Origin of the sequence: Bifidobacterium sp. UTBIF-78 (genome assembly GCF_006408945.1) — a bacterium.
Taxonomy (GTDB): Bacteria; Actinomycetota; Actinomycetes; order Actinomycetales; family Bifidobacteriaceae; genus Bifidobacterium; species Bifidobacterium myosotis.
Window position 1 is genome coordinate 18,806 of sequence record NZ_JFAO01000007.1, and the last position, 25,790, is coordinate 44,595.

Genomic DNA, 25,790 nt, shown 5'->3' on the forward strand with positions numbered 1-25,790 from the left:
CGATGCCTGGCCGCGTCGGACTGAACTGTGACGGCGTAACGGCGGCGGCTTATGGCCTGCGGTCCGGTCGTGGCGGAGCCGGGACTCTGTGTGCCGCCGTCGAATGCCTCAAACATGCCTCAAGGGGACTGTATGTACGCGGAGTGACGAAGCCGCCGCGTACATACAGCCCTAGAAGCCCCGAACGGACGGTAAGTATGCGGGATGACGCAGTACCCGCATACTTACAGTCGCTACGAGGCCCGAAACGGACTGTAAGTACGCGGGACCTTCTACGGGACGCGTACTTACAGTCGGTCTGACCGCCCCCGGTCGGTCCGCGGCCGCCTTTTCGGGATGATTGTGTTCGGCGTGCCTCCGGACGCGACCATCCGCTCGAACCGGACAGTCTACGGGTATCGTCGGGTATCGGCCGCGATCCGCACTGTCCAGCGGCGGGGATTAAGTGGCGGCTATGACTGATGATTCCGCAACCGTCGATGCCGCCAACGTCGCCAATGTCGCGAATGCCGCCAACGTCGCCAATGTCGTTGCCGATGCCGCCCGCATTGCCGATTCCACCAATACCGCCAACGTTGTCAACACCGCCAACACTGCCGGTTCCACCAATTTCGTCTATTCCGCCAACACTGATGACTCCGCCGCAGCCGTGCCGCCCGCCAACGTCGGCACTCTCGCCGGATTCACCATCCCGCGCCTCGGTATGGGCACAATGGCGCTCGCCATTGAAGGTCGCCCCGCCAGCCGCAATCAGGCCATCGAGACGATTCACGCCGCGCTCGACGCCGGCGTGCGCTACCTCGACACCGCCTGGTCCTACTACCTGCCCAGCCGGCCCGGCACCGGTGAGCCGGAGGACATGGGCTACGGCGAGTATCTGGTCCGCGACGCGCTCGCCACATGGCACGGCCCCAAGGACGAGGTGCTCGTGGCCACTAAAACCGGCTGGTTGCGTACGCTCGACGGGCAGGGCCGGTACGGCTGGCAGGCCGATGCCCGCCCGGAAACCATGATCGCCAACGCCAAGGAGTCCGCCCGCAGGCTCGGCGTGGACGCGCTCGACCTGCTCTATTCCCACTGCAACGACCCGCAGGTGCCCTACGAGGATCAGATGGGCGCCCTGAAACAGCTCGTGGACGAGGGCGTGGCCAAGGCCGTGGGCATCTCGCGCATTGACAACGAGGACATCGAAACGGCCCATCGTATCCTCGGTCCGAGCTTGGTGGCCGTGCAGAACCAGTTCTCGCCGGTCCACCGCGACCCCGAACACACGATGGAGACCTGCGAACGACTCGGCCTTGCGTTTGTCTGCTGGTCGCCGCTCGGCGGGTTCCTCGACCCGTTCAACGAGCACCTGTTCGACCGGTTCCGCGAGGTGGCCGAGCTCCACGGCTGCTCGTACCAGCGGGTGACGCTCGCATGGGAGCTCGCGCAATACGGCCGCCTGTTCACCATCCCCTCGGCCCGTAACCCGCAGGAGATCCGCGACTCGTTCCAGGCGACCGAACTCACGCTCACGAAGGATGAGATCGCCTATCTCGACGGCGCCGCGCGCTAACGGAGAGGGCAGAGGCATTGCGGGCGTGCTTCTGGCTGACGAGGCATGACTCGCGCGGGCCTGTGAATGAACCGGTTACGGGCTGCCTCTACGGGAGCGCTCCTGACGGGAAATGCTCCTGACGGGTGCGCTCCTGACTGACGTGTCTGACGGACTCATGCGGCGGACGTGCACGTGGACTTGCGACAGAGGTGCATAACGCGCGGATGCGCGGTGGCGACATGGTCGAATGACCATGCTCTGATGTGCAACGGTGCCCGGGCGCCCGCCTTCGAGCCCTATTGGTTCATTTGTCGTTCATCCCTTGTTCCATAAGGCTTCCGTTAGTATTCCGTTAGCGTTCGATGGGGAATGTGAGCGCTCACAATGATTTTTGGGCGTGTTGTTCACAACGTCCACAAATCGCACTAGTCTTAGGACTGTCATTAAGATACACAACCGTTTTAAGGAGTAGTTGTGGCAGCAATTGAAAGCGTGTACGCGCGTCAGATTCTCGATTCCCGTGGCAACCCGACCGTCGAGGTCATCCTCGACACCGAGGATGGCGCTGAGGGTCGCGGCCTGGTTCCGTCCGGTGCTTCCACCGGCGAGGCCGAGGCTTGGGAGCGTCGCGATGGCGACAAGTCCGTCTACGGCGGCAAGGGCGTCCTGAACGCGGTCAAGGCCGTGAACGAGGAGATCGCTCCGAAGGTCATCGGTCTGGACGCTTCCGACCAGCGCGCTCTCGACGATCTGATGATCGAGCTCGACGGCACCCCGAACAAGGGCCGTCTGGGCGCCAACGCCATCCTGGGCGTCTCCCTGGCCGCCCTGTACGCCTCCGCTGAGTCCGCCGGCCTGCCGCTGTACCGCTACATCGGCGGCACCAACGGCCACATCCTGCCGGTTCCGAACATGAACATCATGAACGGTGGCGCCCACGCTGACTTCGCCACCGACATTCAGGAGTACATGATCTCCCCGTACGGCTTCGACTCCTTCCACGAGGCTCTGCGCGCCGGCGTTGAGGTCTACCACACCCTGAAGAACGTCCTGAAGAAGGAAGGCCTGAACACCGGCCTCGGCGACGAGGGCGGCTTCGCCCCGAAGCTGAAGTCCAACAAGGACTCCCTGAACTACATCGTCGACGCCATCTCCGCCGCCGGCTACGAGCCCGGCAAGCAGATCGGCATCTGCCTCGACGTGGCCTCCTCCGAGTTCTACAACAAGGAGACCGGCCTGTACCACTTCGAGGGTGGCGAGCGCGACGCCGAGTACATGCTCAACTTCTACGAGCAGCTCATCGACGAGTACCCGATCGTCTCCATCGAGGACCCGTACCAGGAAGAGGGCTGGGAAGACTGGGCCAAGATCACCGCGAAGCTCGGCGATCGTCTGCAGTTCGTCGGCGACGACCTGCTGGTCACCAACCCGAAGCGCCTGCAGAAGGGCATCGACATGGGTGCCGCCAACTCCCTGCTGGTCAAGCTGAACCAGATTGGTTCCGTCACCGAGACCCTCGACGCCATCGAGCTGGCCACCGCCAACGGCTTCACCTCCATGGTCTCCCACCGCTCCGGCGAGACCCCGGACACCACCATCTCCGATCTGGCCGTCGCCAAGAACACCCGTCAGATCAAGACCGGTGCCCCGGCCCGTGGCGAGCGCGTTGCCAAGTACAACCGCCTGCTCGAGATCGAGGAGGAGCTCGGCTCCACCGCTCAGTACGCCGGCTACAGCGCCTTCAAGGCCTGCAAGAAGTACCTGGCCAAGTGAGCACAGGCCCCAGCTTCTGGGGCATACGGGATGGAAACGCCTGTGAAGGCGTGACGTTCCGGTGAACATCGATACCCGTCGCATCCGTTCGGTCGAATGCGACGGGTATTTTCGTATGACATGAGCAAGCAGTCCCGGCCCGGCAAAACCGGCACGTCGAAACCCAGAAGAAAAGGCAGCGCGGGACCAATCGCCTTTTTCGTCTCGCTGTTCATCGTGGCGCTCGGCACCATACAATTGGTCGCCACGTTCCACACCTACGCACTGAACCTCGCCGAACTCAACGGTCTCAAGCGCGAGGAGGCGTCGCTGGTCGCCAAGAAGCAGGATTTGGAAAACGACATCAAACGGTGGAATGACAAGGCCTATGTCACCGCCCAGGCGCGTGAACGTCTGGGATTCGTGTTCCCCGGTGAGCAGGCGGTCCGCGTGCTGCATCCGGAGGCCGTGACCGGTACCGAGGCGAACGACGAGACGTCCGGTTCGTCCGGCGAATCGGACAAGAAGGTGCTGCCGTGGTATAGCGAGCTTGCCTACGCCTTCAAACAGGCCGACGAGCCGGTGACGGACACCAAGTCCGGCTCCACCGCGGATTCGTCCGGCGATACCGGTTCCGGTTCGCAATCCGCTGATTCGTCCAAAGCTGATTCGTCCAAGTCCGATTCGGGACAGGCTGATTCCGGACAGACCGGTTCGTCCGCGTCCGGCGATGCCCAGCAGAATCAGACGAACCAGCCCGCCCAATCAGGCCAGTAGGGCGCGCCCGCCCGATTCCGCACCGGAACGGCTGCCCGCCGACCGACGATACTCATCGTCCATACCCGACCACCCGACCATCACCATAACTTCGACCATCAGGGAGGAACCCCCAACGTGACCACCGACAGCAGCGACATCACCGCCAAGGCCGCGTCTCTCATCGACGCCGTACTCGCCGAGCCGGCGAGCGATCACGACATCGAACTGGTGCAGCGCCAGCTCGGTCGATACCCGCGCGGCATGGTGGCCGTCGGCGCCCGGTGCGTGTGCGGACGACCGCTGGCCGTGATCACCCGTCCGGTGCTCCCCGGCGGCATTCCGTTCCCCACCACCTGCTACCTGACTGGCCCCGAGGCCGTCAAGGCCGCCTCCCATGTCGAGGCCGCCGGCGTGATGCAGCAGTACAACGACATGCTCGCCGCCGACGAGGATCTGCGTGCCGCCTACGGTCGCGCCCACGAACTGTATCTGGCGTTCCGCCACGAGCTGGCCGTGCGTCTCGGCGACAGCGAGGAGCATATCGAAGGTACTTCCGCCGGCGGCATGCCCGTGCGCGTCAAGTGTCTGCACGCCCTGCTCGCGCAGTCTCTGGTGATGGGACCGGGGGCGAACCCGATCGGCGACAGGGTGCTGGCGAAGGTCAAGGACGAGTTCGACCCCGCCGTCTGCCGCTGTACGCTTGAGGACTGAGCCGGACACCGCACCCGAACCGCAGGACAGGAGCGGACACCGTTCGGCGGTGGTCCCGGGCTTTCGGCCGTGTTCCCAGCCGCCCGCGTTTGCCGTGTCACCGGTCGTCCAAGACGTCGGCAAGCCGGCGATAAGCCATCGAAAAACCATCGATAAGTCACTGAAAAGTCACTGAAACCAAAGGGGAGAAGCCATGAGCAAGGACTGCGTCACCGTGGCCGGCATCGACTGCGGCACCAATTCGATCAGATTGAAGATCGTGCGCGTCGACAAGGACGGCATGCACGAGGTGGTGCCGCGCATCCTGCGCGTGATCCGCCTCGGCCAGGACGTGGACAAGACGCACCGTTTCGCCGATGAGGCGCTTGAGCGCGCGTACACGGCCGCGCGCGAATTCGCCGGCGTGCTCGCCGAACATCCGGTGGACGGCCTGCGGTTCGTGGCCACCTCCGCCACACGCGACGCCGAGAACCGCGAGGAGTTCGAGGACGGCATCGAATCCATCCTCGGCGTGCGCCCCGAGGTGATCCCCGGCACCGAGGAGGCCGATCTGAGCTTTCTTGGCGCCACGTCCGTGGTGAGCCGCGACGATCTCAAGCCCCCGTATCTCGTGGTCGATCTGGGCGGCGGTTCCACCGAGCTCGTCATCGGCGGCGACGGCGTGACCGCTCCCACCACACAAGTGCAGGGCGCGTTCTCGATGAACATCGGATCGGTGCGCATGACCGAACGTCATCTGAGGACCGACCCGCCCACGCAGGCCGAGATCGACGAGGCCATCGCCGACATCGACGAGCACATCGACGAGGCGTTCCGGTATGTGGACGCTGGCAAGGCGCGTACGATCATCGGCGTGTCCGGCACGGTGACCACCATGACCGCGTTGGCGATGGGGCTCAAGGAATACGCCCACACGCTGGTGGACGGCCGTCGGATGAGCCTTGAGGACGCCTACGCCGTGGACGACCGGTTCCTGAGGATGACCCGCGCCGAGCGCCGCGAGTACAAGACCATCCATCCTGGCCGTATCGACGTGGTCGGCGGCGGCGCTGTGGTGTGGAGCCGTGTGCTCGCCAAGGTGAGTGCCGCGGCGGCGGCCGATCATGGTGAGCCAATCGACTCCTACGTGGCCAGCGAACACGGCCTGCTCGACGGCATCGTCCTCGACTATGGCCGTCGCCTGCTTGCGCGCTAGCCGCGCGTATGGCGTACAATGATACGGTTGGACTGTGGTTTGCTGCCCGGTCCGACGCCTCCATGGCGAAATCGGTATACGCAGTCGACTTAAAATCGATCGCTTCGGCTTGCGGGTTCGAGTCCCGCTGGAGGCACATACGGCGAATGACGGCATAAGACCGAACGTCTTGCTGGGCAGGGCTTCTGGGCCTTTCCGCCGCCGTTTTCACGGCAATCCATAGCGGATAACCACCGTGAACGATCACGGAACAATATGTGATTTCTCGCAATAATGGGCGCAACGGGCGCAGAATACGCTCAAAGTGTGCCCACATGATGCCCACATGACATCGGATGTGAACATTGGGCCTCAGGACGAAGACGACGAAGACGGTTTGCCGAGGGCGGACTCCGGCTTTTCCCGAAACAAATGCCCGTTACCCTATGGTTCGTCGCATTGAACGAGATCGTCAACATAGATCAGTAATCCGAAACGAGGCATTGTCATGGCGTCACGCTGGACCGAAGTCGAACGAGTCGAACAGGGCGCCCTGCCCACCATGCTCGCGCAGGCCGTCATCATCGGCACTGCGCTGACCGTAGGGGCCATCGCATGTTCCGGGTTCTACCTGTCGATGATCGGCGACCCCGAAACCGGCGCTCCCGTGGTCGCGCTGGTCCCGTGGATGACGGTGACCGTGCTGGTTGCCGTGGCGTTCTCCTACATCGTCGGATTCGCCCTGCTGTGGTGCGCCGAATCATTCACCAACCGCATGGCCGACAAATTCAAGCCGTGGGCCTATGCGGTGGTGGGCCTCATCGGATACGCCATCTGGGGGCTGTTCGTGATGGGCACCACGATGAACTCCCTCGACAGCGCCGTTAACGGTGTGGTGCTCGCCAACTCGGACATGCTGGCGCTGACCGCCAACTACGCCGTGTTCGGTTTCATCGCCTTCCTGCTCGCCCAGGCGTACGCGCCCAAACTTGCCACGCGCAAGGGCGTTGCCATCGCGTTGCTCGTGGTGCAGATAGTGCTGGCGGTGCTCGGCGCGGCGGTGTTGTTCATGATGTTCGGACAGCTGCCCGCGTCGAAGTAGGAGAGAGCGGCGTGTCGCTCACGGCGAAGGGGTCGAGACAATCGTACGGAAGTGCTATTGTAGGGCGCATTGTGTCGTAAAGGAGGACCAATGGCAGATCAGATGCCCAAGGTAAACGCCGAATTCGGTTCCACGCCGGTCATCGAGTTCCCGGCCGAAGAGGCCCCGAAAGGTCTGAAAGCCGTCGAACTGACCGAGGGCGACGGCCCGATGGTGCGTCGCGGCGACACCGTGACCGTGAACTATCACGGCGTGGTGTGGGGCAAGGACAAGGCCTTCGATTCCAGCTTTGAGCGTCACCAGCCGGCCAGCTTCGGCATTGGCGTGGGCCAGGTCATCAAGGGTTGGGACCAGACCGTGCCGGGCCACAACGTGGGCTCCCGTCTCGTGGTCTCCATCCCGCCGGAGTACGGCTATGGCTCCCGCGGCGTTCCGCAGGCCGGCATCGGCGGCGGCGACACGCTGGTGTTCGTCATCGACATCATTTCCACGCGCTGATCGCCGATCAGCGATACAGCAGACGAACGCCGGGGTTGAATCCGGCGTTTTGTCGTATATGCGCTTGCATACGAAGAACAATCCACATACGTAACAGATACGGAAGGGACGATTATGGCAGAGGATAAGGTCTACCTGCTCACGCAGGAAGCGTACAACAAGATGAAGGAGGAGCTGGCCTACCGCGAAGGCGAGCTGCGTGAGGAGATCGCGCATAAGATCGCCGTGGCCCGCGCCGAAGGCGATCTGTCCGAGAACGGCGGCTATCAGGCGGCCCGTGAGGCCCAGAGCAAGAACGAGGGCCGCATCGTCGAGCTCACCGTCAAGCTGCGCGACTCCAAGATCATCGAGAACGCGCCGGAAGGCACTGTGGGCAACGGTTCCGTCGTGACCATCGAGCTCAACGGCAACGAGATGACCTACGTGCTCGGATCCCGCGACATCGTGGCCGGCACCGATTACGACATCATGACCCCGGATTCGCCGATCGGCCAGGCCATTCAGGGCGCCAAGGTGGGTGACGTGGTCTCCTACAAGGCTCCGAACGGCCGTGAGCTGTCCGTGACCGTCAAGGCCGCCAAGCCGCTGGCCTGAGCTGTCTGAGCCGTCGGATTCACTGGATTTGCCCTCCGGGCCGCTGACCTGAGCCTCTGGTCTGGATTGTGGCTTGATTCGGCATCACGTCCGGCATCGCACGGCATGACATGCTGTCCTAACGGGACGAAACGTAAGTTTCAGATGACGCTGACTTACGTTTCGTCCCGTTTTTCATACGTAATGTGGGACGAAACGTAACTGAATGCCGATTGAAACTTACGTTTCGTCCCGTTTTGCTTTCGCTGATATCGCTTCGCACGGTTTCGTGTACGGTTTCGATGGCGACGAGCACGCCATCGAACGCAATGGGTAGCCGGGAGGTTGTGGGGTGCGAGCCCCGACCGTAGGCTTGGCCGAGCGGCCTTGAGCGTGTCGGGTCTCACGCCCCACGACCTCCCGGCGTCATCCTCAAAGGAATACGACGAATCGACTGCTCCTTCAGTTCCGCTTTGCGGATCAGCCGTCCTTGACGGGGGAGTTGCAGCGCAGCGGCCCTTCTGACACAGGGTGTTGGCTCCTTGCGGTCGGTTTTCGCAAGGGAACGCAAATCAGCTCCACAACGCGACGATCACCATGTAGATGGCGACCATATGGCAGGCGTAACCCGCGACGGTGCCACAGTGGAAGATCTCATGGAATCCGAACACTCGCGGCCAGGGGTCCGGCTTGCGCAGCGCGTAGACGATGGCGCCGAGGATGTAGCATGCGCCTCCGGAGCATAGCAGCACCACCACGGCAGGGCCGGCATACGGCGACTTCCAGAACAGCATCATGAACGCCAGTCCGTAGATGCCGAAGACGATGTACACGACGGTGTACAGCCAGCGTGGCGCATTGATCCAGATCACATGGATCACCAGCGCCACCAACGTGCACGCCCACATCGAGATGATGATGAAATTGCGCCAGAATGGTTCCAATGCGAACGAGACCGGCGTGTACGTGCCGGCGATGAGCAGGAAGATGTTCACATGGTCGATGCGCCGCAGCACGTCGGTCACCCGTGGGCTCCAGTCGCCCAGATGGTAGCAGGCCGAATTGGTGAAGAGCACCAGCGATGCGGTCATGAACACCGCGCACGCCCATTTGAGGCCGGCGCCCTGCGCCAGACAGATGAGCACGATGCCGGCCGCCAACGACAGCGGGGCCGCCACCGCGTGAATCCAGCCGCGCATCGCCGGCTTCGGACGTCCATGCACATCGAGACGAATCTTGCGCTCCACTTCGGCCGGGGCGATGCCCTCGACCTTCAGCGCGTGGTTCTCCGACTTCGCCAGCACGCGGCGTGCCTTCTCCTCGGCCTTGGCCCGGATGGCCTCGGCCTTGAACTGGCCTTTGGCGCGGATTGCGTCGGCCTTGGCCTGCAGGGCCTGCTCACGGGCCTTGATGGCCGCCTGTCGTTTGGCCTCCACCTCTGGATTGGGCTTTGCGGCGGCGGGGCGGAACGTGTCGCCATCGCCGGTGCCGTCCCCCTCCCGATTCGACGTGACGGCTTGAGCGTGCTGGCTGTCATCGGTCGCTGATGCCATGATTGCCCCCATTCCAGGACTGATATCCATTCCTTACGCTGCCGTAACCTACGTTAACGTAACTTCGCGACTTGTCAATACGCAAGTCATGTGAACACTATCACCCGGAGATGGCGATACGATGGAATCCGAGAATGAATGCCGAAGAGAATCAAGGGGTCGGGCCATGGTGTATTGCACCGAATGCGGCTTTGCCAACAATGATGACGATGCGTTCTGCACGCAGTGCGGTACGCCGCTGGAACATCCCGCTGCGTCGGCCGGTGCGGGAGCTGACCACACACTGGTGGACCCCGCGCAGACGGCTTCGGGAGCCCCGGGACTCCCGTCGGACGCCGTGGCGGCCGGACAGATGCCGAATGCCGGTCAGACACCCGTCGTGCCAATGCCTCCGTTGGCCGGCGCGGGGCAGCTGCCCGCCATGAACGCGCCCATCACATCGTCCACCGCACCCACCGTGCCGGCGCCTACGGGAGTGATGGCGGTCCAGTCTGGTGTTTCCCCGGCACAAACCTCCTCCAACAAGCGTTCCACGGCCATCATCGTCACGTTGATCGCACTAATCTGCGCGACGGCGCTGGTCATCGGACTGTTCGTGACCCATACCATGGGGTTGTGGGGCGGGCAGCCGGGCGCGTCCACGTCGCAGACCGCCTCCAGCGGCGAGAAAGACGAGAGTGCCTCGGATGACACGGCCGACAAGGACAAGAAGTCCTCGGCGGATGAATCGGACAAGGATACGGACAAGGACAAGGACGAGTCGGACGCCTCGAAGACCGACTCGCAGCCGGAGGAGACCGGCCCGGTCATCACGTCAAGCCAGCTGTCGGCGATCGCCGATCAGTACTCTTCGTCGGACGTGGCCGTCTCCGCGATGGTGATCAACGACGAAAGCGCCAAGGCCAAGTCCTCCTCGGACGCGGTGATCGCCACCACCTCGCAGTCCGGCAAGCAGTTCGTGGCCGCCGGTCTGTATCTGCCGGTGTACCTCGCCGCGATGGACAGCGGCAACGACGACGCCAAGGCGCAGGCAGCCACGATGATGGGCACGATGGACAACGCTTCGGGCAACAATGTGGCCGCGGCGCTCGGCGGCTGGGATGCCGTCAATGCATGGTCCTCCTCCCACGGCTACAGCGGCACCAGCTTCTCGCGTAACTACGGCGACGTGGCCGCCAGCAACAGCGGCTATGAGAACTACAGCTCCTCGAGGGACGCGGCCCTGATGCTCGCCTCGGTGGACGCCAAGGGCGGCGCATCGCTCATGAACGTGGACATCGCTGCCGAAGGCGTCGTGATTCCGGCCGGCATGACCGTCCACGCCCATCGCGGCCAGGGCATTCAGGACACCTGGAACTATTTCGCCATCGTCGAGGCCAACGGGCATAAGGCCGCGGTGTCGGTGGTCACCCAGTATCAGGGCAAGGCCGTGGCCGCCGACCTGATGAGCAAGGTGCTCGCCAGCGTTGACGCGACGTTGAAGCAGTGAGGCGTCATGGCACGTCATCAGCGCCGTCATGCTGTGTCGCGAGCGGGATTCGGCGCGCGGGGAATGATCGTCGTTGCCGTCGCGGCGCTTGTCGCCGTGGCCGTCGTGCTCGCCGGCGTCTTCGTCTGGTGGATGCCGCGTCCCTCGACCTCGACGGGGGAGTCGTCCCGAAATGCCAGCGAGCCGGCATCCGGCCGATCCATCGCATCCGAGGACGTCAGCGGAGCCGCGGATCTCACGACGCCGGGCCATGAGGTCCTGAATCGCAGCGGCGTCCCGCAGCCGAACGCCGGCATCGTCGGTCGCAAGGCCGGCGAAGCGCGCATGGCCGATGTCAAGACGGCCATCGCGACGGCCATGTCCGCCAGTGGCGGCACCTGGTCCGCATACGCCGAGGATCTGACGTCCGGCGCGACCGTCAGCCTCAACGAACAGCCGATGGTCGCCGCTTCGGAGATCAAGCTGTACGTGATGCTGACCATCTATGACCGACTCGCCTCGGGCACGTTGAACACCGGCGGCCGGAACACGGATGCGCTGCTCGGTGAGATGATCACCGTCAGCTCGAACTCGGCCACCAACCAGCTGGTTCTCATGATCGGCGACGGCGACATGGCCGTCGGCATGCAACGGGTCACCGACACCGCGGCACGATACGGATTCGCCTCGTCCAGACAGTTGAGGGCCCTGTCCGATGCGGGAACCGATGGCAGCGGCACCGAGAACTGGACCTCCTCGGCGGACTGCGGCCGTCTGCTCGCTGCGCTCTACCGGGGCCAACTGGTCTCCCCGGAGGCAAGTCAATCCATGCTCACGCTGCTCGAAGGGCAGACCCGACGCAACAAGATTCCGTCCGGAGTGCCGGCCGGAATCCAAGTGGCCAACAAAACCGGAGAGCTCGGCGGCGTGGAAAACGATGCGGCCATCATCTGGGGCAAGGCCGCCGACGGTTCCGCGCGCGATTACGTGCTGGTGATCATGACCTCCGGCGTCGATTCGGCCACCGCGCAGCAGGCCATCGTCGGGGCGTCCTCCGCCGTGTACGCTGCGATGACCGCCTGAGACGGCCGGCGGTTTCGTGCGACATCATGTCCGGCTTCAGGCCGCGTCCTGCGTATCATGGTGCCTATGGCAGATTTCTCACATATCCTCGCAACGCGCCCCGATTTCGACGATGAAGACCGTGAATGGCTCCACCATCTGGTCGCCGACTGGCAGGTGATTGCCGACCTGAGCTTCGCCGATCTGCTGCTGCTGGTGCAGGACGGTTCCGGCAAGTACGTGGTGGCCGAGCAATGCCGCCCCTCCACCGTGATGACGCTGCGCGGCGAGGACGTGGTCGGCGAGGTCATGCCCGACGACATGATGGGCGAGCTGGACGCCGCCATGCAGTCCAGCGTGGTTTTCCGTTCCACCGTGCTCAGGACCGTGGGCAAGGCCACCGTATGCAACGTGTATGCGCCGGTGCGCCACAACGGCAAGACGCTGGGACTGGTCGTGCGCGAGACGAACATGGCCACCCGCGAATCCAACGGCCGGTACGAATCCGAAAGCATCAACGCCGGCAAGCAGCTGTACGAGATGATTCCCCGCGGCCAGTTCCCGTACAAGGACTCGGTCATGAGCCAGCGCCACATCGCCCGCGTGGCGGACGGCTTCATCATCCTCACCATGGACGGCGTGGTGCGCTACGCCGCGCCCAACGCCATCAGTTGCTTCCGCCGCCTGGGTCTGCTCACCACGATGCCCGGCCAGTACCTGAGCGAACTGGGCACCCAGCTCATCAAGGAGAACGACGAGGTGCCCGAGACGCTGCCGCTCGTACTCTCCGGCAAGGCGGCCGTCGATTCCGAGCTCAACGCCAACCGTTCCGCCGTGTCCATGCGCTCGCTGCCGCTGTACGACAACAACGGTCGCGTCGGCGCGATCATCCTGTGCCGTGACGTCACCGAGCTACGCCGTCGCGAACAGGAGCTGCAGACCAAGAACGCCACGATCTCCGAAATCCACCATCGCGTCAAGAACAATCTGCAGGCGGTCTCCGCCCTGCTGAGGCTTCAGGCGCGCAAGACCAAGTCCGAGGAGGTCAAGAAGGAGCTGCAGGAGGCGCAGCGCCGCGTGCAGACCATCGCCATGGTGCACGAGGGCCTGAGCCAGACCGCGGACGAGATCGTGGACTTCGACAAGGTGATCTCCAACCTGCTGCGCATGGCCGTGGATCTGGCGACGATGAAGGACCAGCATATCGAGATCAACTTCATGGGCAAGTTCGGCATGATGCCCGCCCAGGACGCCACGCCACTCTCGCTGGTGCTTACCGAGCTCATCACCAATTCGGTGGAGCACGGATTCGAGGGACGCAAGGAGGGACATATCGTCATCTCCGTGGGACGTTCCGGCTCCAACCTCAACGTGGTGGTGGAGGATGACGGCACCGGCCTTGGCTCCGAGGAGCAGAACGGTCTGGCGCGTTCCTCCGGCTCGGGACTTGGCACGCAGATCATCAACACGTTCGTGACCAACGACTTCGGCGGTTCCGTGCATTGGGAGCCGCGTCGCGAGGGCGGCACCCGTGTGGTGCTCGACATGAAGCTGCGCGCCGCCCAGGAGGAGTAGCATCGGCGTCCCGCGTCGGAGATTCGTGACTTGATACGAGAAAACCCTCCCAATTCGGGAGGGTTTTCCATTACGCACCGACGGCTTGTGCGCCGGCGCTCGTCGGACGAATCGGAGACTGGCCGGAATCAGATCTGCATCTGCATGGCCTGGGAGCGGCGGGCGCGCATGGCGCGACGCTTCAGCGCGCGACGCTCGTCCTCGCTCAGGCCACCCCACACGCCGTAGTCCTGATTGGTATCCAGCGCGCACTTGAGGCACGCGTCAATCACCTTGCAGGTGCGGCAAACGGCCTTGGCCTCCTCGATCTGCTGGTATGCGGCACCGGTGTTGCCCACCGGGAAGAAAAGTTCCGGGTCCTTGTCACGACATGCCGCCTTGGCTCGCCAATCATAAGCGCTGCTCAATGCTTGCCTCCCTAATTTCTAAACCCCTGGCTGGTGTTGTTCCTTACGCTCCTATCAAGGTAACCACGAACCATGGCGTTTTTCAAGAGGTTATGCCTAGAAAGTAGCGAAGTAGTCAAACGGCACATTGGACGAGGCACGCGGCCGCGCCGGTAATCAGCACCGCGCGTCCGGGCGTGTCCAGATCGCGTTGCCCGAGCATGCTCAACAGGTTCGATGGGACGCCCGCCATCAGATCGGCGGAACGCTCGCCGCAGGGGAACACGATGCGCGTGACGCAATGCTCCGGCACACGCACATGCCGCGCGGAGGACACCGCGAATACCACGGTGACGGCGGGGTTGGCCAGCGCGTCGCGGAACGAGGCGGCCTCGTCGTCGGCGTTGAACGGGTCGAGCAGCTCGTCCGCGTCGTCGAAGAGCCGCACGGAGGCATCCGATCCGCCGTGGCCGTCCACTGCCAGTTCCCGCGCCAACGTGGCGAGCAGCGTGGTCTTGCCGCGGCCGTGCGCGCCGATGACCCCGACGTTGCCTCCGGTGACGGGCAAGGTCGCATCCATGAGGGTGATGCCGTTGTCCGCAAGCCCGAACCACAGCCGGTCGGGGAGTCGGTTCGATTCCGCTCGGGGTAGAGGACGCCGTGCGACACGGCTTGGCAGCGGGGCGGTGAACAGCTGCGGGATGGGGACCGATTCCATGAACCGGTCGGCGAGGACGATCTGACGGCAGCAGCGCGCCACGTCATCCACCGAGGCGCAGCGGAAGGCGCTGACCTGTTCGCCGTCATTGCAATACGCCGATCCGGGCAACGCGGGTGGGATCGAGGCTGCGCGGCCGTCGCCGAGCAGCTCCGTCGACTGCATCGCGTCACGCACGCGCAGACAGATGTTGATGGCCATGTTCGCCTTCATATCGGCGTTGACCTGACCGAGCGGATTCTGCGTGCAGGCGATGAGATGCATGCCCAGGGAACGCCCGAGCGAGGCGATGCGCACCAGACGCCCGATGTAATCCGGCAGTTGGTCCTTCAGCGCGTGGAACTCGTCGATGACCACCATCAGGCGCGGCGGCGGCAGTGGAAGATCTTCGATGTGCGCGGCATGGAACGATGCGGCTAGTCGTTCACGACGGGTCAGTTCGGCCTCCAGCGCGCGCAGGGCGCGTGCCGCGTGGTCCAGATCAAGGTCGCAGACGTTGCCCACGGTGTGGGGCAGCCGCTCCAGCGTGCGGAACGCGGAGCCGCCCTTGAAATCAAGGAAGACGAAATTCAGCCGGTCCGGACCGTTGCGGGAGGCAAGCGCCAGACACCAGCTCTGCAGCAATACCGATTTGCCGGAACCGGTGGTTCCCGCCACCAGCGCATGCGGTCCCTGACGGACCAGATCGAGGTCGAAACGACCTGTGCCGGTCGAGCCGAGCGGCACGGCGAGACTGGCGGGCCTCAGCCATTGCGCCACGATGCTGCGCCAAGGCATCCGGTCGAAACCCAGCAGCGTCTCGATGGTGTCCGAGGCCATGGCATCGAATCCGATCGTACCTCCCGTGTCGTCGTTGACGATGGCGCCGGATGGCCCTGCAGCGGCCGCAGCGGGAGTGGTTTCGATTTGGCCGGGGGAGCGCCAGGGGATGGCGATGAGCACCGAGGCGAGGCATCCGATGGCGCCGGGGACCACCATCATCGCGAACATCCATTGCCCTTGCGCGATCATCACTGCGATCATCATGACTTGGGCGAACAGGGGAGCGGCCATGGCGAAGACCATGAGCTTGGCGCGCGGGTCGCTGGCGGCGCCGCCCTTTCCTGCCTGATGGGGCTGCGAGGCGCGTGAGGGGTGTGGACGGCGACGGTGCTGTGCATGTCTGGACATGCCTCCCAGCGTGGACGATGCCGGGGCGCCAGGCAAGCCGTATCGACCCATGTGGTTCCAGCTTGCCGAGTTATCCACATTGGTATCCGAATCGGCATCCGGACATCGGCGCGCCCCGTGCGGGTCAGGACCCAAGCCGCGCGGGATCAGCCTTCGGCAAGGGTGCCCACGGTGCCGGAGGCATGCGTGCCGGCGGCCAGTTCGCTGAACAGTTCGGTGTTCCTCGCGTCATCCAGCAGCACCGACGAACCCACGCCATCCACGTAGTAATCGGGGTCAGTCCAGTAGACGCTGCCCGAGATGCCTTCGGAGCCGGTGGCGTCCTTGAAGGCCATCGCCATCGACACCAAGGTGAGCGGCGAGGTCCGCTCGTCCACGGTGAGCGAGCTCAGACCGGCGTCCGCCACGGCGGTCACCTTGGCCGGATTCGTCAGTGTCTGGGCGCTGGATGCCTTCTTGACGATTGCCGCGATGACCTGACGCTGCCGCTCGTTACGCCCGAAATCGCCCTGCGCATCCGCGTAGCGCATGCGGGAGAAGGACAGGGCCGTGGCACCGTCCGCGGTATGGCATCCGGCCTGCCAGTTGAGGCCGGAATAGGCGTCCTGGACGTCCTGGTCGTAGCAGAGCTGGACGCCGCCGAGTGCGTTCACCACGTTCTGCAGGCCACCGAACTTGATCTGCGCCACATGATCGATCTTCTGCCCGGTGAGCTGCTCGACCTCGCCCACCAGCGCCTTCGAGCCGGCGAACTGCGCCACCGAGTTGATCTTCATGTACTGGCCGTCCACGTTCATCAGCGAATCGCGGGGGATGGAGATCAGGGAGCTCGCGCCGGTCTTGGGCTTGGTGAGCACCAGAATCGTGTCGGTGCGATAGCCGGTGATGTCGTCCACGCCGCCGTAATCGGTCGAACCGTCGCGTTCGTCCGAACCGAGGATCAGCCAGGTGGAGGGCGGGGTGTCCGCGGTGTCGGTCAGCCAGTCGGCCTTGTTGAGTTTGCCGTTGACCCAGACCCAGGCGCCGAAGACGGAGGCGGCCAGTGCGGCCAGCAGGACGGCCAGCGCGACGACGGTGATGTGCGCGGCGCGGTGCCGGCGCGGACGCGCGCCGACAGCGGCCATGGCGCCTTCAACCGGGGCTTGGGCCGCCCGCGAGGAGGGCATGGCCGGACGCGTCGCATTGGCCGGGAAGGACGTCGCCGAGGACACGCCTGCGGGGCGGACCGTGGTGCGCGGGGAACCCGAGGAACGGCGGGTGCGCGTCGGGGTGATGCTCTGCGGCGTCGCGTCGCCTCCTGTGGGGATGAGGCGACGGGTCGTGCGCCGCGCGTTGGGGGAGAAGCTGGGGGGCGGTGCGACGGGTCGATCGGCGGGCACCGATGATGCAGACTGCCCGGAGGCGTCGGCGGCGGCGTCATGTGGGGCGGAAGCGCCGAAAGCGGGCGCCGCGCTTCTTCGTGAACGGGCGCCGGCCGGACGGATGGCCGGTGGGACGGCGGAGTCGGAATCCGCGGCACGTCGCGGACCGCCTGTCGCGCGGGACGACCAGGTCGGTGCCGGCTGGGCTGTGGAACCGGCGTTGCCCGACGCCGCCGATGTGCGCGGACGGCGGTCGGCGGAGGGAACGAAGCTCGGCGGATTGATCTGCTGTTCCGCTCCACCGGTTTCCTGCGCCATGCAATTCCTCCATGTGCCGTAGATCATGTGCCGTCGATAGTCTGAAAGCCACTTTGTCACAGTGGCGGTCGGACGCGGCAGGCCCGCCATGTTCCTCCGCAGGAACAGCACAATACCGTTCACGCGCCGTGCGCATCGCGCCAATCCGGGCAAGTGGCCCCGTATAGCACAGTTTTCAGCTGAACAGCGTAATGACACGAGATACCATTTGACAAAAATATGAGGGTATGAGTGTAATGTAAACCGTCAATTGAATGCTTGGGGCAAGGAGAGTCGCATGTGGGGGGTAGTCGACGAATCCGCCGAAGAGCAGGAGCAGTGGAACACGCTATGGGGGCTGTTCAAGCCGGACGGCGACGTGTCCTGGCAGCACAAGGCGTTGTGCGCCCAGACCGACCCGGAGGCGTTCTTCCCGGAAAAAGGCGGATCGACGCGTGACGCCAAGCGTGTGTGCGCCAAGTGCGAGGTCCGTGAGCAGTGCCTCAAATGGGCCATCGACCATGACGAGCGGTTCGGCATCTGGGGTGGCATGAGCGAGCGCGAACGCCGCCGCTACAAGAAAAGCCATCGCGAACAGGCCTGACGCGTGCGCGTATGGTCGGTCGGCGGCGTCGCAATCGCCTCCGCGCAATTGCCTTTGCGCAATCGATTCTGCGGCATGACGCCGTCTGCGTCGTTGCGGATCGGTGAGTGGTGAGTCCGAGTGGTGGGTCAAGACGTCTCCCACGGCTCCTTTACGTCGGCGCGGCATACGGATGCGCCCGGACCGTCCGGGCACGGCGGGTCTCGCGGATGACAAGCCTTGGGCCATCGGTGGAATCGTGGCGCCATCGGTGGAATCGGATGAAATCAGTGGTTATGTGGTGGTTTGCCGCCGTACACGCCGACCCGGCGGTGGCGTCTACTAGTGTGGGGGTCTATGAGTCCGACAGGTAACAGTGATATTCAGCAGGCGTTGGCCGAAGCGATGGCATCCAGGCCGTATACCCACCGACAGGATGTCGATGCCGGCATCGCCGCGGTGATCACCGTCGAAGAGGATGTCCGTTTCCTGACGGCCACATTGCGTTCCGTACTTACACAGAATGTGCTGCCGGGCACCATCGTCATCGCCGACGCCACCGGTGCCACCGGCCAGCCCGTCACCAGCTCGTTCGAGGTGATTCCCTCGCCGTCGGGCCCGGTCATGGAGATGCCGCAGTCCAAACGCGTCGACGTGCGCATCGTCAGGGCCAAGGGCGCGCGTTCCTTCGGCGATGCCGTGAACAAGGCCCTCGACTATGCCGAACTCAATCCCGAGACCCGCGCGTTGTGGCTTCTGCACGACGACTCCCGGCCTGCGGACGCATACTGTCTGGAGCGGCTGTTGGAGGCGTGGCGCAACACGCCCGGCGCCAGCGTTCTCGGCTGCAAGCAGTGCGATTGGGACGGCACCCAACTGCATAACGTGGGTCTGTACGCCGGCCGTCACACCGTGCACTCGCTGGTGGTGGACGGTGAGCCCGACCAGGAACAATACGACGGCCGGCAGGATGTGTTCGCCGTGTCCCTGGCCGGCGCACTGGTCTCCCTGAACCAGTTCCAACGGATCAAAGGCATCAATCCCTGGTTCACCACCTATGGCGAATCGATGGATTTCTGCCGTCGCGTATGCTTGAGCGGAGGCCGTGTGGTGGTCGTGCCGCGCGCCGAGATCGCCCATCGTCGCGCCCGTTACGAGGGCGTGCGCACGCGCGGTGGCGAGGCGCTGACCTCGGACCACGCCGTACGCCATGGTGTGGCCGTGGCCCGCGCCGCCCAGCGCTACCGGTACACGGACATGGCCATGTCCTCCTGGATCGTCGTGTGGCTGTGGCGGCTCATCCGCAGCTTCGGCGTGGCCATCGCCATGCTGTTCGGTAAGAAACCGTTCGAGGCGTGGGCCGAGTTGTGCCTGCCGTGGTTGGCGCTGACCTCCATTCCCGGAGCCATGCGCTCGCGTCGCCTGGTGGCGAAGCAGGCCAAGGTGCCCATGTCCTCGTTGCAGGTGCTCACCGCCGACCGTCGGCAGATCACCCAGTTCCATGACCGGCGCGACGCCTTCGAAGCCCAGCAGGGCGTGGTGCTGCTCAGCCCGCTGGAACGGGCGCATCTCAAGGCGCGTATCCGTCGGCGCTGGACATGGGCGCTGATAATGGCGTTCGTGTCATTCGCGGGCATCGTGGGCCTGCACTGGCCGGTGTTCCGGGCCGTGTTCTCGGACGGCTCGCTGTACTCGCATGCGCTGCTGCCCACCGGGGCCAGCTTCCACCAGCTCGCGCAAGCCGCCACCACGCCGTGGGTGTTCGGGGCCGGCACCGGCATACCCGCGCCGCCGACGCCGTGGCTGCTCGTGCTGATGGTCTCCTCGCTCGTCACGCTGGGCCATGTGGGCGGCGCCCTCGCCCTGATGCTGTTCGCCGCGGCTCCTCTTGCCGCATTGTCGTTCTGGGCGCTCGCTGGCATCTTCACCCGTTCGGATGTGGTCCGCGTGCTGGGAGGACTGCTGTGGGCCTCCACGGGAATCATGTTCGGCTGGTATGCGCAGGCGAACCTGCCGATGCTCACCGTGCTCGTGTTCCTGCCCGCCGCCTTCGCATTCGTGTTCCGGGCCGTGGGCATGTACCACACCGAGGACCCGCTCAGACCGCGCCCATCCGTGCAGGCCGCCGCGCTGTCCGCCCTGTGCTTCATCCCCGCGGTGGCCGCCGAGCCGCAGCTGTTGCTGGCTTTGATCGTGGCATTCCCGGCGTTCCTGTTGTTCGTCCGGCGCAAGCGGGCCACACTGCTGCTCATCCCCGTGCCCGCCGCCTTCGCCGTGGCCCCCACGCTGGTCAATGCGGTCCGTTACGCCCATCTGGGCTCGTGGCGCCAATTGTTCGGCGACATCACGACCCCGTCGTCCGACGTCAACGGTTCGCCGGCTGCGTTGAGTCTGCTTGAGGCCGCGGGCCGTGCGTTGGATTGGCGGCCGCTGTCGGCCGATCCGCTCGATCTGGCGGTCACCGTGCTGTTCCTTGTCATGACCGTGCTCGCCATCGCCTCGCTGGTGCTGCCGTTTGCGCTCAGGGCCTCGCGTCTGATGTGGGTGGTCATCCTCTGCGGCGCGGCGCTGGCCTTGGTCTCCAGCCGGGTGGCCATCGCGGTGGATGCCGACGGCGTGGTGGCCGGTTCGGCCTCGCCCGGCATCCTGCTGATGATCCTCGGCCTCCTGTCCTGCGTGTCGCTGGTGGCCGGCGGTGCGGTCAAGCGCTTCCACCCGTTGCATGCCGTCGGTGAGATCGAGACGACGCGCCGTGACGGTCTGCGTCCGGTCATCGTCTCCGGTCGTGCCCTGCTGTCGATTCTGCTGGTGTGCTGCGTGGCCGTGCAATGCTGGTACGGGATCGAACGACACCGCGATGGCGGGCTTGCCATGTCCCGCGCGGGCCTGCCCATGGTCACCACGGATTACCTGTCCTCGGGCGCCGATCACCGGGTGCTGGCCATCAGCGCGCAGACCCGTAACGCCGTCGATTACGCCGTGATGCGCACTTCACGCGGCGATCTCATCGACAGTTCACCCGCCCAGCGTGCGCGACTCGTGAACGGCGAACACGACGCCATCGACAGCGCGCTCGCCCAGGCGTGCGCCACGCTGCTGTCGAACCCGGACGAGCAGGCCATCGCCACCATCTCCGGTCTGGGCTTCGGCGGCATCTACGTGGTCTCGGACGGCGAATCCGCAGCCACGGCCACGCCCTATGAGCAATTGAATGCCAACATCGCCGCATCGGACGGCACGCAGGCGCTGGTGAGCACCGATGACGGCGTCTACTACCGCCTCACGCTCCGGTCCGCCGAATCCCAGAACGTGGACACCTCTTGGCAGCGCCGCACGCAGAGCAGCGGCTGGCGCGTGGCCTGGCTGGTGTGCCTGTCGGTCGTGCTCGCACTGTACTGTCTGGTCGCCCTGCCCCGTAGGCGACTGGTGAACGGATTGGAGGAGGAAGCATGAGCGCAAACGCATCCACGCCCAGACGCGTCGCCCACGTGATCATCGGGCTGATCACCATGATCGTCCTCGTAGCCCTGTTCGCCGCGCTGATGGTGCTGCCCGGCCCCGCGACATGGGTGGACAAGGTCGCGGCGGGCAACAACGCCATTGACCGGACCGTCAGCCCCACGCAGTCGGATGCCTACTGCCCGGCGCCCATGGCGCTCGCCGACTCCGGAACCTACGGCGACAGCGCCTTCCAGGCCACGGTCGGCGACCTAACCACGCAGGCCCGCTACGCCTCGTTCGGTTCGGTCTACAGTGCCTCCGCAGCCGTGTTCGGCGGCAAGTCCTCCTCGGATTCCGTCGCGCTCAAGGATGCGGACGCCACCGACGAGGACGACGTGAAGACCGCATCCGAGGCGATCGATCAGGGCTCTCGCCTCCTCGACACCCGCATGCTCACGGCGCAGACCGGCACGGGCACGGCCGGGGCCATCGCATCGTGGGCGTCGGAAGGCGATCTCAAGGGCGTCTCCGCTGCATCCTGCGTCACCACGGCGTTGCGCGAGTCGTTCCTGCTGCCCTCCACGGCCACCGGAACCACGCAGCAGCTCATCGTCGCCAACCCCTCCACCAAACCGACCACGGTCGATATCGCCGTATGGGGAACCACGGCGGCCAGCAGACTCACCCTGTCCACGCAATCCTCGCTGGTCGTACCGGCCTCGGGTGAGGGGATGCTGGAGCTGTCCGCGGCGGCCAGCAACCAGAATGGTCTGTACGTGACGGTCTCCAGCAAGGAGACGCCGGTCTCCGCCGTGGTCCGTGTGGTGTCCATGGACGGTCTGACATCCAAGGGCTCCGACTTCGCCACGCCGCTCGGCACCGCCTCCAATGCCTCGGTGGTTCCCTCGATCCGCGAGGGCGATGCCGTCACAGCCTATCTGTTCGCCGATGCCGATACCAAAACCACCCTGTCATGGATTACGGGGCACGGTCTCGTCGAGGCCAAGGACCTCACCGTGAACGCCGGCAAGGTGTCGGTCGTGGATCTCGGCGATGCGCCGAAAGATGCGCTCGGCCTCGTCTCCAGCGCCGAAGACAAGCTGTTCCTGACCGCCAAGACGACCCGTTCGGGTGATGACGGTCAGGCCGACTTCGCGCTCATCAACGCCGGTGCCGCCGTGGAATTCTCCGGACTGACCCTGCCGGACGGCGTCACCGGCACCGTCACGCTGGCCAATCTCGCCAATACGGAGACCAGCGCCACCGTGCATGCGTACGATGCCAAGGGCAACGCGCTCAAGAGCCGCGAGGTCAAGCTTGGGGCCAACGCCGGCACGTCCATTCCGGCCTCGGAGCTGGGCTCCGACGATGCTGACGCAGCCGTGATCCTCGTCGAGGACCAGTCCAAGCACGTTGGATGGGGCGTGCGGTTCACCCGTGACAAGCTGGGCGACGGGAAAGTGGCCGGTCTGGCCGCCATCGGGGCGACGCCGCTGATGCCGGCGACCGCCCATATCTGGGCCCGCAACGATTCCTCCATCGTGCGATAAACCCTCACAGCCCCCAGTCGGGGTCGATCTCCTCCGGACGACGCCCGTACAGTTCAGCGATCCGTGACACCAGTTCGTCGCGAATCGCCAGCTGGAGCTCCATCTTGGTGGGGGCCTCGGTCTGCAACGGCATGCGGTAGAGCACGACGCGCGCCGGAATCCCATGGCTCGCCGGGAAGCACTGCGAGGTCAGATTCGGCTCGGTCTGCCACGGCGTGGGATCGGAGGGTGGCACATCCTCCACGGCGAACTGCAGCGGACGCACCAGCTGAGGCCACGCCTCGCCGAGCCTGCGCACCTGCGCGGCCACCATGTCGTCGAACATGCCGGTACGGGTGCGGTAGCGGGGCAGACGGGTGCCGAACATCGGGGTGCGGGTGCCGCGTCCATGCCGATTCCGGTACACGCGGGCGTTCCAAGGCGGTTGAAGCATGGTTCCCACCATAGGACAAGGCGACGGACATGCGCCGCCAGCGACGATTTGCGTTACCATTGGTGCACGGGGAAACTTTGCCTAAGGAGGACACGGACGGATGAAGGTGCGCTCGTGGACCGCATGCGATATGGATGAACTATGCCGTACGGCCAAGGTGTACGGCTTTGATCTGGACAACACGCTGGCCAGCTCCAAACAGCCGATGAAACCCGCCATGATCGAACGGTTCAGCGCATTGACCGCACGGGCCGAAGTGGCCCTGATCTCCGGCGGCAGCATGGACGTCGTCACGTCGCAGGTGCTGGATGTGCTCGACGGGACCGCCGACCGCACCCATCTGCACGTCATGCCCACATCCGGCTCGCGATACTACCGTTGGAACGGTTCGGCATGGGCGTTGGTCTACTCCCATGATCTGGACCCGGACACCGTCGCCACGGTCGAATCCAGTCTGGAACGCCACGCCAAGGAACTGGGGCTGTGGGAGGAGCGCGTATGGGGGCCGCGCATCGAGAACCGCGGCAGCCAGATCACCTTCTCCGCCCACGGCCAGTACGCGCCGGTGGAGGTCAAACGCCAATGGGACCCGGACAACCGGAAGAAGCAGGCGCTCGCCGAAGCCGTGCGGGCCGACCTGCCCGACCTCAAGGTGCGCTCCGGAGGGTATTCCAGCGTGGACGTGAGCCTCAACGGCATGGACAAGGCCTATGCCGTCCGGCAGCTCGCCTCCGCACTCGGCATCGAGGCGTGGGACATCCTCTTCACCGGCGATCGCATGACGCCCGGAGGCAATGACTATCCGGCGGTCGAGGCGGGGGCGAGGGGCGTGAGCGTCACCGATCCCGAGGATGCGCTTGGCCTGATGGATGCGCTGTTGGCGCGTCTGCCATAGGCGCGCGGACATGGATGCCGCACGGGCCGACGGTCGGCGTGCCGGAGCCGGATGGCGGGGGAGTGATGGCGCTCTGGTGGCGTTGTGCCGTTCGGTGCGCGATGTAGTGCTGCCGCGGGGCTGCGCCGGCTGCGACGCCCCGGACGCCGTACTCTGCGACGATTGCCGTGCGCTGTTCGACCGGTGTTATGGGCGCGAACTACAGGGCAGTCTGTCGGGCATGGCCTATGCGGCCGCCATATATCAAGGCGTGGTGCGGCGTTGCATTCTCGACTGGAAGGACCATGACGATGTCGAGCTTGACGGCCCGTTCGCACGGATTCTGGTCGCCACGTTGGCCCGGTCGGGGCTGATGGCGACTATGGCGGCGATGCCGGAGATAACGGCGATGCCTGTTTGCGGTCCGGACCCGCGGCGACCGGTGCTGGTGGTTCCGGCGCCTTCGTCGCCGGCCTCCATGCGGCGTCGTGGCAGACGCCATCTGATGCCGCTGGTCCGTGCGTTGTCCGAGGCGCTGTGTGAGGCCGGGATTCCGTCCCGCACGTCCCTGGCGCTGGTGAGCACCGCGGGAGGCGGTCGTTCGGTGCAGCAGATTTCTGCGGCCCAGCGCGCCCAGCGTATCGGCGGTCATATCGCTGTGGCGCCCGGCGCATCACTGCAAGGTGCCCCGGTGCTGCTGGTGGACGACATCATCACCACCGGCTCCACGCTGAGGCAGTGCACGGACGTGCTGCGACACGCCGGCGCACTGCCGGTCGGCGCGTTGGCGCTGGCTCAGGCGGTGGCCTCCCATCGCGGGGACGGCGAAGGCGGCGAAGAGGAGGCCGGCGGGGATGGGTATTCGCCGTCACGCAACGCATGAATCACACTCACGACCACGCCCCAGATAGGCGGCGGCGCACAGTCGTCCGGGATGTAATCCGGATACGCGGGATTCTCGGCATGCAGCACCAGATGCGCGCCTGCCGCAACCAGCCGTTTGACCGCCAGCTCGCCGTCCAGCACAGCCACCACCACGTCGCCGGGTGCGGGCGCCTTCGACCGGTCCACGATGAGCAGGTCGCCATTCGCGATGCCGGCGTCCCGCATGGCATGACCGGCCATCTGTACGACGAACAACGTCGGTGACACCACCCATGGCTGCTGATTCATACGGTCCCACTTCTCTCGAACGTATGTTCGATTATAG

The 25,790-nt window shown here is 65.0% G+C and carries 22 protein-coding genes and 1 tRNA gene; 17 read left to right on the forward strand and 6 right to left on the reverse strand.

Annotated features, from left to right (window positions below; all coding sequences use genetic code 11):
* Positions 1 to 703: 703 nt before the first annotated feature.
* The 9 genes from BG22_RS02425 to BG22_RS02465 all read left to right on the forward strand — a co-directional run bounded on the left by BG22_RS02425 (position 704) and on the right by BG22_RS02465 (position 8,130).
* Entirely contained in the window at positions 704 to 1,558 is an 855-nt protein-coding gene (locus BG22_RS02425) for an aldo/keto reductase (protein WP_140492875.1), read from the forward strand.
* A gap of 456 nt (positions 1,559 to 2,014) precedes the next feature.
* Entirely contained in the window at positions 2,015 to 3,313 is a 1,299-nt protein-coding gene (gene eno / locus BG22_RS02430; RefSeq protein ID WP_140492819.1) for a phosphopyruvate hydratase, read from the forward strand.
* Between the two features lie 120 nt (positions 3,314 to 3,433).
* Positions 3,434 to 4,069, forward strand: a complete 636-nt coding sequence (locus tag BG22_RS02435; protein ID WP_169834073.1) for a septum formation initiator family protein — start codon at positions 3,434 to 3,436, stop codon at positions 4,067 to 4,069.
* A 117-nt stretch (positions 4,070 to 4,186) separates the two neighbouring features.
* Complete coding sequence (locus tag BG22_RS02440) at positions 4,187 to 4,762, forward strand: DUF501 domain-containing protein (RefSeq protein WP_140492822.1); 576 nt, start codon at positions 4,187 to 4,189, stop codon at positions 4,760 to 4,762.
* Between the two features lie 193 nt (positions 4,763 to 4,955).
* Positions 4,956 to 5,957, forward strand: a complete 1,002-nt coding sequence (locus BG22_RS02445) for a Ppx/GppA phosphatase family protein (protein WP_140492825.1) — start codon at positions 4,956 to 4,958, stop codon at positions 5,955 to 5,957.
* Between the two features lie 56 nt (positions 5,958 to 6,013).
* A tRNA-Leu gene (locus tag BG22_RS02450) sits at positions 6,014 to 6,093 on the forward strand.
* 351 nt (positions 6,094 to 6,444) lie between these two features.
* Positions 6,445 to 7,038, forward strand: a complete 594-nt coding sequence (locus BG22_RS02455) for a cadmium transporter (protein WP_094667651.1) — start codon at positions 6,445 to 6,447, stop codon at positions 7,036 to 7,038.
* Between the two features lie 90 nt (positions 7,039 to 7,128).
* Positions 7,129 to 7,536 carry an FKBP-type peptidyl-prolyl cis-trans isomerase gene (locus BG22_RS02460; RefSeq protein ID WP_094667650.1) on the forward strand — a complete coding sequence of 136 codons (408 nt, stop codon included), beginning with the start codon at positions 7,129 to 7,131 and terminating at the stop codon, positions 7,534 to 7,536.
* 114 nt (positions 7,537 to 7,650) lie between these two features.
* A complete protein-coding gene (locus tag BG22_RS02465) occupies positions 7,651 to 8,130 on the forward strand; it encodes a transcription elongation factor GreA (RefSeq protein WP_094667649.1) in 480 nt (159 codons plus the stop codon).
* Positions 8,131 to 8,681: 551 nt separating this feature from the next.
* On the opposite strand, the gene BG22_RS02470 is transcribed toward BG22_RS02465, so the two are convergent.
* Complete coding sequence (locus BG22_RS02470; RefSeq protein WP_181163345.1) at positions 8,682 to 9,662, reverse strand: hemolysin III family protein; 981 nt, start codon at positions 9,660 to 9,662, stop codon at positions 8,682 to 8,684.
* Between the two features lie 166 nt (positions 9,663 to 9,828).
* Here BG22_RS02470 and BG22_RS02475 point away from each other — a divergent pair, with 166 nt between their 5' ends.
* From BG22_RS02475 to BG22_RS02485, 3 genes are all read left to right on the forward strand, one after another.
* On the forward strand, positions 9,829 to 11,151 hold the full coding sequence (locus BG22_RS02475; RefSeq protein ID WP_158216958.1) for a zinc-ribbon domain-containing protein: 1,323 nt from the start codon (positions 9,829 to 9,831) through the stop codon (positions 11,149 to 11,151).
* 6 nt (positions 11,152 to 11,157) lie between these two features.
* Positions 11,158 to 12,213 (forward strand): serine hydrolase, encoded by a 1,056-nt coding sequence (locus BG22_RS02480; RefSeq protein ID WP_233428180.1) that lies wholly within the window; start codon positions 11,158 to 11,160, stop codon positions 12,211 to 12,213.
* A 66-nt stretch (positions 12,214 to 12,279) separates the two neighbouring features.
* The gene (locus tag BG22_RS02485; RefSeq protein WP_094667647.1) at positions 12,280 to 13,767 is read left to right on the forward strand and encodes a sensor histidine kinase; all 1,488 of its coding nucleotides are present in this window, start codon (positions 12,280 to 12,282) and stop codon (positions 13,765 to 13,767) included.
* Between the two features lie 128 nt (positions 13,768 to 13,895).
* Here BG22_RS02485 and BG22_RS02490 read toward each other — a convergent pair whose 3' ends face one another.
* The 3 genes from BG22_RS02490 to BG22_RS11045 all read right to left on the reverse strand — a co-directional run bounded on the left by BG22_RS02490 (position 13,896) and on the right by BG22_RS11045 (position 17,720).
* On the reverse strand, positions 13,896 to 14,174 hold the full coding sequence (locus tag BG22_RS02490; RefSeq protein ID WP_094667646.1) for a WhiB family transcriptional regulator: 279 nt from the start codon (positions 14,172 to 14,174) through the stop codon (positions 13,896 to 13,898).
* Positions 14,175 to 14,289: 115 nt separating this feature from the next.
* Positions 14,290 to 16,041 carry an FtsK/SpoIIIE domain-containing protein gene (locus BG22_RS02495; RefSeq protein WP_375137682.1) on the reverse strand — a complete coding sequence of 584 codons (1,752 nt, stop codon included), beginning with the start codon at positions 16,039 to 16,041 and terminating at the stop codon, positions 14,290 to 14,292.
* 146 nt (positions 16,042 to 16,187) lie between these two features.
* Positions 16,188 to 17,720: an LCP family protein gene (locus BG22_RS11045; RefSeq protein WP_258186171.1), complete on the reverse strand. Its 1,533-nt coding sequence runs from the start codon at positions 17,718 to 17,720 to the stop codon at positions 16,188 to 16,190.
* A 277-nt stretch (positions 17,721 to 17,997) separates the two neighbouring features.
* Here BG22_RS11045 and BG22_RS02510 point away from each other — a divergent pair, with 277 nt between their 5' ends.
* The 3 genes from BG22_RS02510 to BG22_RS02520 all read left to right on the forward strand — a co-directional run bounded on the left by BG22_RS02510 (position 17,998) and on the right by BG22_RS02520 (position 23,273).
* On the forward strand, positions 17,998 to 18,303 hold the full coding sequence (locus BG22_RS02510; protein WP_094667645.1) for a WhiB family transcriptional regulator: 306 nt from the start codon (positions 17,998 to 18,000) through the stop codon (positions 18,301 to 18,303).
* A gap of 336 nt (positions 18,304 to 18,639) precedes the next feature.
* On the forward strand, positions 18,640 to 21,735 hold the full coding sequence (locus tag BG22_RS02515; RefSeq protein WP_140492832.1) for a glycosyltransferase family 2 protein: 3,096 nt from the start codon (positions 18,640 to 18,642) through the stop codon (positions 21,733 to 21,735).
* Positions 21,732 to 23,273: a DUF5719 family protein gene (locus tag BG22_RS02520; RefSeq protein WP_140492835.1), complete on the forward strand. Its 1,542-nt coding sequence runs from the start codon at positions 21,732 to 21,734 to the stop codon at positions 23,271 to 23,273. Before BG22_RS02515 ends, BG22_RS02520 begins: the two co-directional genes overlap by 4 nt.
* Before the next feature lie 4 nt (positions 23,274 to 23,277).
* On the opposite strand, the gene BG22_RS02525 is transcribed toward BG22_RS02520, so the two are convergent.
* Positions 23,278 to 23,640, reverse strand: coding sequence for a metallopeptidase family protein (locus BG22_RS02525; protein ID WP_169834081.1), 363 nt, complete (start codon positions 23,638 to 23,640; stop codon positions 23,278 to 23,280).
* A 166-nt stretch (positions 23,641 to 23,806) separates the two neighbouring features.
* Here BG22_RS02525 and BG22_RS02530 point away from each other — a divergent pair, with 166 nt between their 5' ends.
* The gene (locus BG22_RS02530) at positions 23,807 to 24,601 is read left to right on the forward strand and encodes an HAD-IIB family hydrolase (protein WP_140492841.1); all 795 of its coding nucleotides are present in this window, start codon (positions 23,807 to 23,809) and stop codon (positions 24,599 to 24,601) included.
* A 10-nt stretch (positions 24,602 to 24,611) separates the two neighbouring features.
* Positions 24,612 to 25,463, forward strand: coding sequence for a ComF family protein (locus BG22_RS02535; RefSeq protein WP_140492844.1), 852 nt, complete (start codon positions 24,612 to 24,614; stop codon positions 25,461 to 25,463).
* Here BG22_RS02535 and BG22_RS02540 read toward each other — a convergent pair.
* Positions 25,376 to 25,753: a LexA family transcriptional regulator gene (locus BG22_RS02540; protein WP_140492847.1), complete on the reverse strand. Its 378-nt coding sequence runs from the start codon at positions 25,751 to 25,753 to the stop codon at positions 25,376 to 25,378. The two genes, BG22_RS02535 and BG22_RS02540, sit on opposite strands and share 88 nt — an antisense overlap.
* Positions 25,754 to 25,790: the final 37 nt, after the last annotated feature.

Bases quoted from the DNA above. Each gene is read 5' to 3' on its own strand.
- BG22_RS02425 (WP_140492875.1), top strand. From the start codon at position 704: ATGGGCACAATGGCGCTCGCCATTGAAGGTCGCCCCGCCAGCCGCAAT.
- BG22_RS02435 (WP_169834073.1), top strand. From the start codon at position 3,434: ATGAGCAAGCAGTCCCGGCCCGGCAAAACCGGCACGTCGAAACCCAGA.
- BG22_RS02445 (WP_140492825.1), top strand. From the start codon at position 4,956: ATGAGCAAGGACTGCGTCACCGTGGCCGGCATCGACTGCGGCACCAAT.
- BG22_RS02455 (WP_094667651.1), top strand. From the start codon at position 6,445: ATGGCGTCACGCTGGACCGAAGTCGAACGAGTCGAACAGGGCGCCCTG.
- BG22_RS02460 (WP_094667650.1), top strand. From the start codon at position 7,129: ATGGCAGATCAGATGCCCAAGGTAAACGCCGAATTCGGTTCCACGCCG.
- BG22_RS02465 (WP_094667649.1), top strand. From the start codon at position 7,651: ATGGCAGAGGATAAGGTCTACCTGCTCACGCAGGAAGCGTACAACAAG.
- BG22_RS02470 (WP_181163345.1), bottom strand. From the start codon at position 9,662: ATGGCATCAGCGACCGATGACAGCCAGCACGCTCAAGCCGTCACGTCG.
- BG22_RS02475 (WP_158216958.1), top strand. From the start codon at position 9,829: ATGGTGTATTGCACCGAATGCGGCTTTGCCAACAATGATGACGATGCG.
- BG22_RS02480 (WP_233428180.1), top strand. From the start codon at position 11,158: ATGGCACGTCATCAGCGCCGTCATGCTGTGTCGCGAGCGGGATTCGGC.
- BG22_RS02485 (WP_094667647.1), top strand. From the start codon at position 12,280: ATGGCAGATTTCTCACATATCCTCGCAACGCGCCCCGATTTCGACGAT.
- BG22_RS02495 (WP_375137682.1), bottom strand. From the start codon at position 16,041: ATGTCCAGACATGCACAGCACCGTCGCCGTCCACACCCCTCACGCGCC.
- BG22_RS11045 (WP_258186171.1), bottom strand. From the start codon at position 17,720: ATGGCGCAGGAAACCGGTGGAGCGGAACAGCAGATCAATCCGCCGAGC.
- BG22_RS02510 (WP_094667645.1), top strand. From the start codon at position 17,998: ATGTGGGGGGTAGTCGACGAATCCGCCGAAGAGCAGGAGCAGTGGAAC.
- BG22_RS02515 (WP_140492832.1), top strand. From the start codon at position 18,640: ATGAGTCCGACAGGTAACAGTGATATTCAGCAGGCGTTGGCCGAAGCG.
- BG22_RS02520 (WP_140492835.1), top strand. From the start codon at position 21,732: ATGAGCGCAAACGCATCCACGCCCAGACGCGTCGCCCACGTGATCATC.
- BG22_RS02525 (WP_169834081.1), bottom strand. From the start codon at position 23,640: ATGTTCGGCACCCGTCTGCCCCGCTACCGCACCCGTACCGGCATGTTC.
- BG22_RS02530 (WP_140492841.1), top strand. From the start codon at position 23,807: ATGAAGGTGCGCTCGTGGACCGCATGCGATATGGATGAACTATGCCGT.
- BG22_RS02535 (WP_140492844.1), top strand. From the start codon at position 24,612: ATGGATGCCGCACGGGCCGACGGTCGGCGTGCCGGAGCCGGATGGCGG.
- BG22_RS02540 (WP_140492847.1), bottom strand. From the start codon at position 25,753: ATGAATCAGCAGCCATGGGTGGTGTCACCGACGTTGTTCGTCGTACAG.